Origin of the sequence: Nostoc sp. (assembly GCF_036917235.1) — a bacterium.
Classification (GTDB): domain Bacteria; phylum Cyanobacteriota; class Cyanobacteriia; order Cyanobacteriales; family Nostocaceae; genus Nostoc.
Genome location: NZ_JBALDU010000049.1, coordinates 21,733 through 28,477, shown reverse-complemented (window position 1 = coordinate 28,477; position 6,745 = coordinate 21,733). Strand labels below are relative to the sequence as shown.

General features: G+C 41.5%; 5 protein-coding genes and 1 pseudogene. 4 read left to right on the top strand and 2 right to left on the bottom strand.

Annotation, left to right across the window (positions count from 1 at the left end):
• Nucleotides 1–235 precede the first annotated feature (235 nt).
• Nucleotides 236–1,306 carry a 3-deoxy-7-phosphoheptulonate synthase gene (aroF, locus tag V7K44_RS16080; RefSeq protein WP_334932951.1) on the top strand — a complete coding sequence of 357 codons (1,071 nt, stop codon included), beginning with the start codon at nt 236–238 and terminating at the stop codon, nt 1,304–1,306.
• A gap of 603 nt (nt 1,307–1,909) precedes the next feature.
• On the opposite strand, the gene V7K44_RS16075 is transcribed toward aroF, so the two are convergent.
• Nucleotides 1,910–2,722: an SDR family NAD(P)-dependent oxidoreductase gene (locus tag V7K44_RS16075; protein ID WP_334932950.1), complete on the bottom strand. Its 813-nt coding sequence runs from the start codon at nt 2,720–2,722 to the stop codon at nt 1,910–1,912.
• Between the two features lie 203 nt (nt 2,723–2,925).
• Between V7K44_RS16075 and V7K44_RS16070 the strand changes: the two genes are divergently transcribed.
• Nucleotides 2,926–3,903 (top strand): threo-3-hydroxy-L-aspartate ammonia-lyase, encoded by a 978-nt coding sequence (locus tag V7K44_RS16070; protein WP_334932949.1) that lies wholly within the window; start codon nt 2,926–2,928, stop codon nt 3,901–3,903.
• A gap of 119 nt (nt 3,904–4,022) precedes the next feature.
• On the opposite strand, the pseudogene V7K44_RS16065 reads toward V7K44_RS16070, so the two are convergent.
• Nucleotides 4,023–4,169: pseudogene (locus V7K44_RS16065) on the bottom strand (toxin-antitoxin system HicB family antitoxin); the annotation flags it as partial.
• Nucleotides 4,170–4,399: 230 nt separating this feature from the next.
• Between V7K44_RS16065 and V7K44_RS16060 the strand changes: the two are divergent.
• Entirely contained in the window at nt 4,400–5,716 is a 1,317-nt protein-coding gene (locus tag V7K44_RS16060; RefSeq protein ID WP_334932948.1) for an amino acid permease, read from the top strand.
• A 56-nt stretch (nt 5,717–5,772) separates the two neighbouring features.
• On the top strand, nt 5,773–6,318 hold the full coding sequence (locus V7K44_RS16055; RefSeq protein WP_334932947.1) for an RNA 2'-phosphotransferase: 546 nt from the start codon (nt 5,773–5,775) through the stop codon (nt 6,316–6,318).
• The last annotated feature ends 427 nt before the right edge of the window (nt 6,319–6,745 follow it).

Sequence of the window (6,745 nt, the reverse complement as noted above, 5' to 3'; positions counted from 1 at the left end):
TCGAAATGGTCATCCTTCCATCACAATTGCTCAAAGATTTCTCTCTAATGATATTGACAAACTTCTTGCCCTTGTGGAATGAATCAGCCCTGCCTCTCCCTGGGGAGAGGGGCTGGGGGTGAGGGTAAAACGTTATCACCAAGCGGGTTTCACGTTAAGTTTACACCAATGAGCATTGCTGTGCCCCTAAGAACGGACTGTATTACACCCAAAAACTATACGGAAGGAAAAACAGATGATTATCATACTTAAGAGCGGTACACCTGTTGAGGAAATTACTCGCATTAGCCAAGAAGTGAGTGACACTTGGGGAGTCACGGTAGAAAAAAGTGTTGGCACTCATAAAGTTGTGATGGGGCTAATTGGTGATACCACTAGCATTGATAAATTACAGGTTCAGGAATTCAGCCCTTGGATTGAGCAAGTATTACGAGTGCAACAACCTTTCAAGCGGGTAAGTCGAGAATTCCGACATGGAGAAGCCAGCGAGGTTGTTGTACCGACACCTAATGGTCGTGTCTATTTCGGCGAACATCATCCGATTGTAGTGGTAGCCGGGCCTTGTTCTGTTGAAAATGAAGCGATGATTGTCGAAACGGCAAAGCGCGTGAAGGCATCTGGGGCACAGTTTTTGCGTGGCGGAGCCTACAAACCCCGTACTTCACCCTATGCGTTTCAAGGTTATGGTGAAAGCGCTTTAGATTTGTTAGCAGCAGCGCGGGAAGCTACTGGTTTGGGTATCGTCACAGAACTAATGGATGCTGCCGATTTATCCGCAGTGGCAAGAGTAGCTGACATCATCCAAATCGGAGCGCGAAATATGCACAACTTTTCGTTGCTGAAAAAGGTAGGCGCTCAAGATAAACCTGTGCTGCTGAAGCGGGGAATGTCTGCCACAATTGACGAGTGGCTGATGGCAGCAGAATATATTTTGGCATCTGGAAATCCTAATGTAATTCTTTGTGAGCGGGGAATCAGAACCTTTGATGGTAAATATGCCCGCAATACCTTAGATTTATCGGTGCTTCCGGTATTGCGATCGCTGACCCATTTACCAATTATGATCGATCCCAGTCATGGTACTGGTAGGTCTGAATATGTGCCATCGATGGCAATGGCTGCGATCGCAGCTGGTACAGATGCCTTAATGATTGAAGTTCACCCCAATCCCGCAAAAGCTTTATCCGATGGTCCCCAATCTCTCACCCCTGAGAAATTTGACCGCTTGGTTCAAGAAATGTCAATTCTGGGCAAACTAGTCGATCGCTGGTCTACACCTGTATTCGATCGTATTAGTGGGCGTTGAATTCTGAATCAAGATGCTCTGGTGCGATCGCTTAAGGGTACGCAGACTCGCAATCAGTGAAAGATACCCCTGCGGAGTCACAGACCCGCCACTGATTAAACCCCCACCCAATCAATGATTGGATGGGGGTTTTAAATCTTGTTGGTCATTCGCTTTTTCGTACAAAATTCATTCTGAATTCTGATATCATGTTCGGCAAATCACTTACGATTAAGCCCCGATTTTAATCCACCAGTGAAAACCAGTTAACTCTTGAATCAAATCTTGCTGTTGAAGCAAAGATTGACAGCGATGGGTTGTGAAATAGTCAAGATGAGAGCGATCAATGTGGTTAAACTAAGTTTGCGAGCGCGCATAGCTAGGATTTAGAGTTAGGAGCTTTTATACAGGAGCGGGAAATTTACCATTTATGTTTGCAGTTCGCTACAGTTAGAGACTTCCCAAGAAAAAGTCTCTAACTGTACTTTTGGGGAGTGGGTAATTTATTAGTTGAAAGTTCCTAATTTAGCTGATTTTTGGCAAAAGCTTAAACCCGAACAAGAAATTATGTCGTCTAGAAAATCCATTGTTCGGGTCTTTGTGAAAAGAGTATAAAATCTCGAACTACCTCTTTTTTTGAAGTTCGTGCATACTTCTAACAACCTTTGTGACTAAATTTCTGGGCGTAAATCTGACGCTTTCAGTTAATATCTTATTTCTCATCCCAGGAACAACAACAGTTTTGTTTTTCATTAAGCCCCGATAACCAATCCTAGCGACGGTTTCCGTATCCATCATTCTGTTAACATTAGCAATCTTTGAATCTTCCATTGCAGCATTTTGTTGGAATTCCGATGCTGTTGGCCCTGGACAAAGAACAGTCACGCTGACACCTGTACCCTCTAATTCATTCGCGATCGCTTCTGAAAATGATAATACATAAGCTTTAGTAGCAAAATAAACTGCCATTAAAGGCCCCGGTTGAAAAGCAGCCGCTGAGGCCACATTTAATATTTTTCCATAGTTTTGCTCGACCATATCTTTGAGGAACAACTTCGTTAAATGAGTCAGACTAACCATATTTACCTGAAGCATTTTCAATTCAGTGCTGAGGTCTGTTTCGCTAAATGCTCCATAAGTACCAAAGCCAGCATTGTTAACTAGCACATCAATCTTGATGGATGCTTGCTGTAATTCTGTGAAAATTTCTTCTGGGGATGTTGGGATAGATAAATCTTTAACAAAAATTTTGACAAAAATGCCAAACTTTTGTGGAAATTCATCTACAATTTCAGTAAGTTTTTGTTCATTCTTATCTACTAACACAAGATTATAATTATGACGGGCAAAAATCTGGGTTAATTGATAGCCTATACCACTAGCCGCTCCTGTAATGAGAGCAGTTCTTTTTTGCCGACTTTCAGATGTTTTATTCATGTGACAAAAATGATTAACTGGAATTAATTAACTTTTATAAATTTAGCTACAGCAATATATAATGTGTGGTGTAGCTATTTTTATGCAGACAATAAATGATGCTATCCACCTGAAATGAGTATACTTCAATCCAGAATATTAGACGTAAATATAAAAATCTGTATCTATATAAACAAGAGCAAGAATATTTAAGATTGTCATCAATGCCACAACATAATTCCGTTACTATAACTGACGTGCAAGCAGCACAAAAGCGAATTTTAGGGATTGCCCACCGCACGCCTGTACTAACATCTAGAATCGTTAACGATCGCACCAATAGCCAAGTGTTTTTTAAGTGCGAAAACTTTCAACGCACGGGGGCATTTAAATTTAGAGGCGCATACAACGCCCTAGCCCAACTATCGGCAGCAGAAAAACAAACAGGCGTTCTCACCTATTCATCAGGAAATCATGCCCAAGCGATCGCTTTGGCTGGGCAACTACTAAATATTCCCACCACCATTGTCATGCCTGATGATGCTCCCTCTGTCAAACAAACTGCTACTCGTAGTTATGGTGCAGAGATAATTTTGTACAATCGCCAAGAAACAAACCGAGAAGAATTAGCCCAAAAATTAGCAGATGAGCGCTCTTTGACACTCATTCCTCCTTACGATCATCCCCATGTAATCGCCGGACAGGGGACAACTGCTTTAGAATTAATCCAAGAAGTTGGTGAGTTAGACTTACTATTAGTTTGTTGTGGCGGTGGTGGATTACTTTCAGGATGTGCGATCGCAGCTAAAGGACTTTTACCCAATTGTAAAGTAATCGGGGTAGAACCAGCCCTTGCCGACGATGCTACCCGCTCCTATCACACCAAAACCTTACAAACTGTCAAAAATCCTAATACCATCGCCGATGGTGCGCGGACTCCTAGCCTTGGTAAAATTACTTTCCCCTTAGTGCTGCATTACGTCGATGATATGGTGACGGTATCGGAAGAAGCGATTCTTCGCACCATGTTTTTCTTGTGGGAACGTCTGAAAATTGTAGTTGAACCTACTGGTGTATTAGCTGCTGCTGCTTTACTCGAAGGTGTGGTGACAGCAGCAGAGGCGAGAGTTGGTGTCATCATTAGCGGTGGAAATGTAGATTTGGCGCAAGTTAATAAATTGTTTTCTGGGGGATTGAATTGAAAAGTTAAATTTCCAATTGACAAACTGCGATGCCTACGGCGGGCTGCGCCTACGCACTTTTGATGATGGGGCTGATGCGATCGCCTCCCGTTAGTGTTTGCATAATCGCCCTACAAGCTCTATTCTGTCAGAGCATCAAGTTTAGCCAGTATTCTTAAGCCTTCTTGTGGGTTGCCAGTTGCAGCCATTGCTTTAAATCTTGTATGGGCATCAAATTCTGCCAGAGCTATGGTAGAAAGTTCTTCAATCAATTTCTTGACACTGATAAACTGTTCCACATTTAAATTGCATAATAGGGAAAATGTTTTTTTCTGCGTGGTTTATTTAATTAATAAAGTGCTACAAGTGACATTTGTAATCAAAAAATTGTGTTGATAATGAAGTAGCGATCGCTTATTTAGCAAAAAAATCTGCTTGAAAAACCAAGAACATCGGGGCTTTTACGAACAACATTTACATATGTTAATATTGTTTGGTTTAGGTACGGATATTCGGTATGGTTCCCATAAAGACCGTTCTAAAAAATTCAGAGCCAGTCACTCGGTTGTTTTCTCATCTCGAATTTGATGGCAAAAAACTCAATCATCAACCGGGTAGTGTATTGGGGAGTACTGCATTGATTGCAGGAACCACCGTTGGGGCTGGGATTCTGGCTCTACCAGCCGTTACGCTGCCATCTGGGATTGTACCATCCACATCTGGACTCATTGCAGTTTGGCTCTACGCTCTAGTTTCGGGGTTATTGGTTGCAGAAGTTACCTTAAACACGATGCGAACAGAAGGGCTTTCAAGTATAGGTTTTTTAGGGGTTGTCGAGAAGATCCTTGGTAAGGTGGGAGCGCGAATTGCTGGCGGTGCATATTTATTCATGCACTATGCTCTGTTGGTGGCATACATCACCGAAGGCGGAGAGATTTTAGGAGCGGCGGCGGCAAAATTCTGGGGTATGCAGATATTGCCTACATGGATGGGCACAATGGCTTTCACGCTCTTATTTGGTGGCATTATGTATCTTGGGCGAGAAAAGTTTATTGAGAAATTAAACAACGCCTTTGTCGGAATTGTCATCGTTTCCTTCTTGGGATTATTATTTCTGGGGGGAAGACATATTCAGAGTGCCCAGCTATTATTTCAGAATTGGAGTGCCCTTGGTAGTGCCATTTCAGTGATGTCTGTAGCGCTGTTTTTCCAAAACGTTGTGCCATTGGTTGTGACGCAACTCGAAGGGGATGCCCCCAAAATTCGTCAATCCATCTTTATTGGTTCTGTAATTCCTCTAATTATGTTCTTGGCGTGGAATGCCGTAATTTTAGGAAGTGTCAGTCCCGATATGCTACATGGCACATCTGATGGTAGAACTGTTTTTGACCCACTGCAAATTCTTCGAGCAGGTGGTGCTGGGGAATGGTTAGGAGTCCTAGTATCCATTTTTTCAGAATTTGCGATCGTCACTTCATTTATTGGATTTGTGTACGGGTTGCTGGATTTGTTCAAAGATATTTTCCTACCTGCACAGTGGCAACTTTCTAGCCGCCTACCCCTCTATTCGTTGGTTCTTTTCCCTCCGATGACTCTGGGAACGCTTAACCCCAGCATCTTTTTTACTGCCCTAGATTACACTGGAACATTTAGTATTTCAGTTCTAGGTGGAATTATTCCAGCGTTAATGAGTTGGAAGCAACGTCAAGAACAAGAAAACTTAGATAGCACAAATCAACCACTCGTTCCTGGCGGGAAGGTGACACTCATTGTGATAATTGGAGTGGCATTAACCATGATAGGAAGACAAATTCTGTCAATTTACACAAAATAAAACTTTTGTGCTACATAAAACTATAATTGTAGTATAAATATGTTAACCACAATCAAATGAGTGATTCTCGGCTTGTCAAAATCAGCAAATATCTCAGCAAATATCTGCGACACACACCGGATGCAATTGGAATTAAACTTGCTCCCGGTGGTTGGGTTGCTGTTGATGACCTACTTACCGCTTGTGCTAAAAATAATTTTCCGATTACCCGTCAGGAATTACAGGTGGTAGTTGAATTCAACGAGAAACAACGCTTTTCTTTTAATTCTACAGGTAATCTGATTCGTGCAAACCAAGGACATAGTATAAAAGTCGATTTACAATTAGAACCTGTTATTCCCCCAGATCAGCTTTATCACGGCACGGGACGCAAATTTTTAGAGTCTATTCTGCAAACAGGACTTTGCAAAATGTCGCGACATCACGTCCATTTATCGAAGGATGTAGAAACAGCACAAACTGTTGGTGCAAGACATGGAAAACCAGTAGTTTTTGCTGTACATACTGCGGCAATGCATCAGGCAGGTTACATCTTCTATTGTTCTGCTAATGGTGTTTGGTTAGTCGATAGTGTGCCACCTGAGTATCTACAAAAAATTTGAATTTTAACAAAATAGAATATTGAACAGATATTTGTCAAGAAGCTACAAAATGCGGAATTTGCAATAATTACCGCATATTTTGATTACTAATATAATGCACAATATTTAATAAATAAGATATAAAAAATCCCGATAAAAATTAAATTTGCAACGTATAAATAGGACGTTAGATATTTAATTTTGCGATACAGCTTTTTATAACTTCGTCATCATTAAAGAAAACAAGGGGATTCGGTGACAAGGGGATAGACCTTTAATAAATCTCTCATTCAATTGATGAACTTATACCAATTTGAAAAAAGAATGCAACACATAGATAATATCCCTCCCTAACCCTGCCCAAAGCATCGGGGAGGGTGCGCGTCAGCGCGGGTGGGGTTATCTGTCGTAAACATTTTTTGAATTGGTATTATATCAATGTACCCAT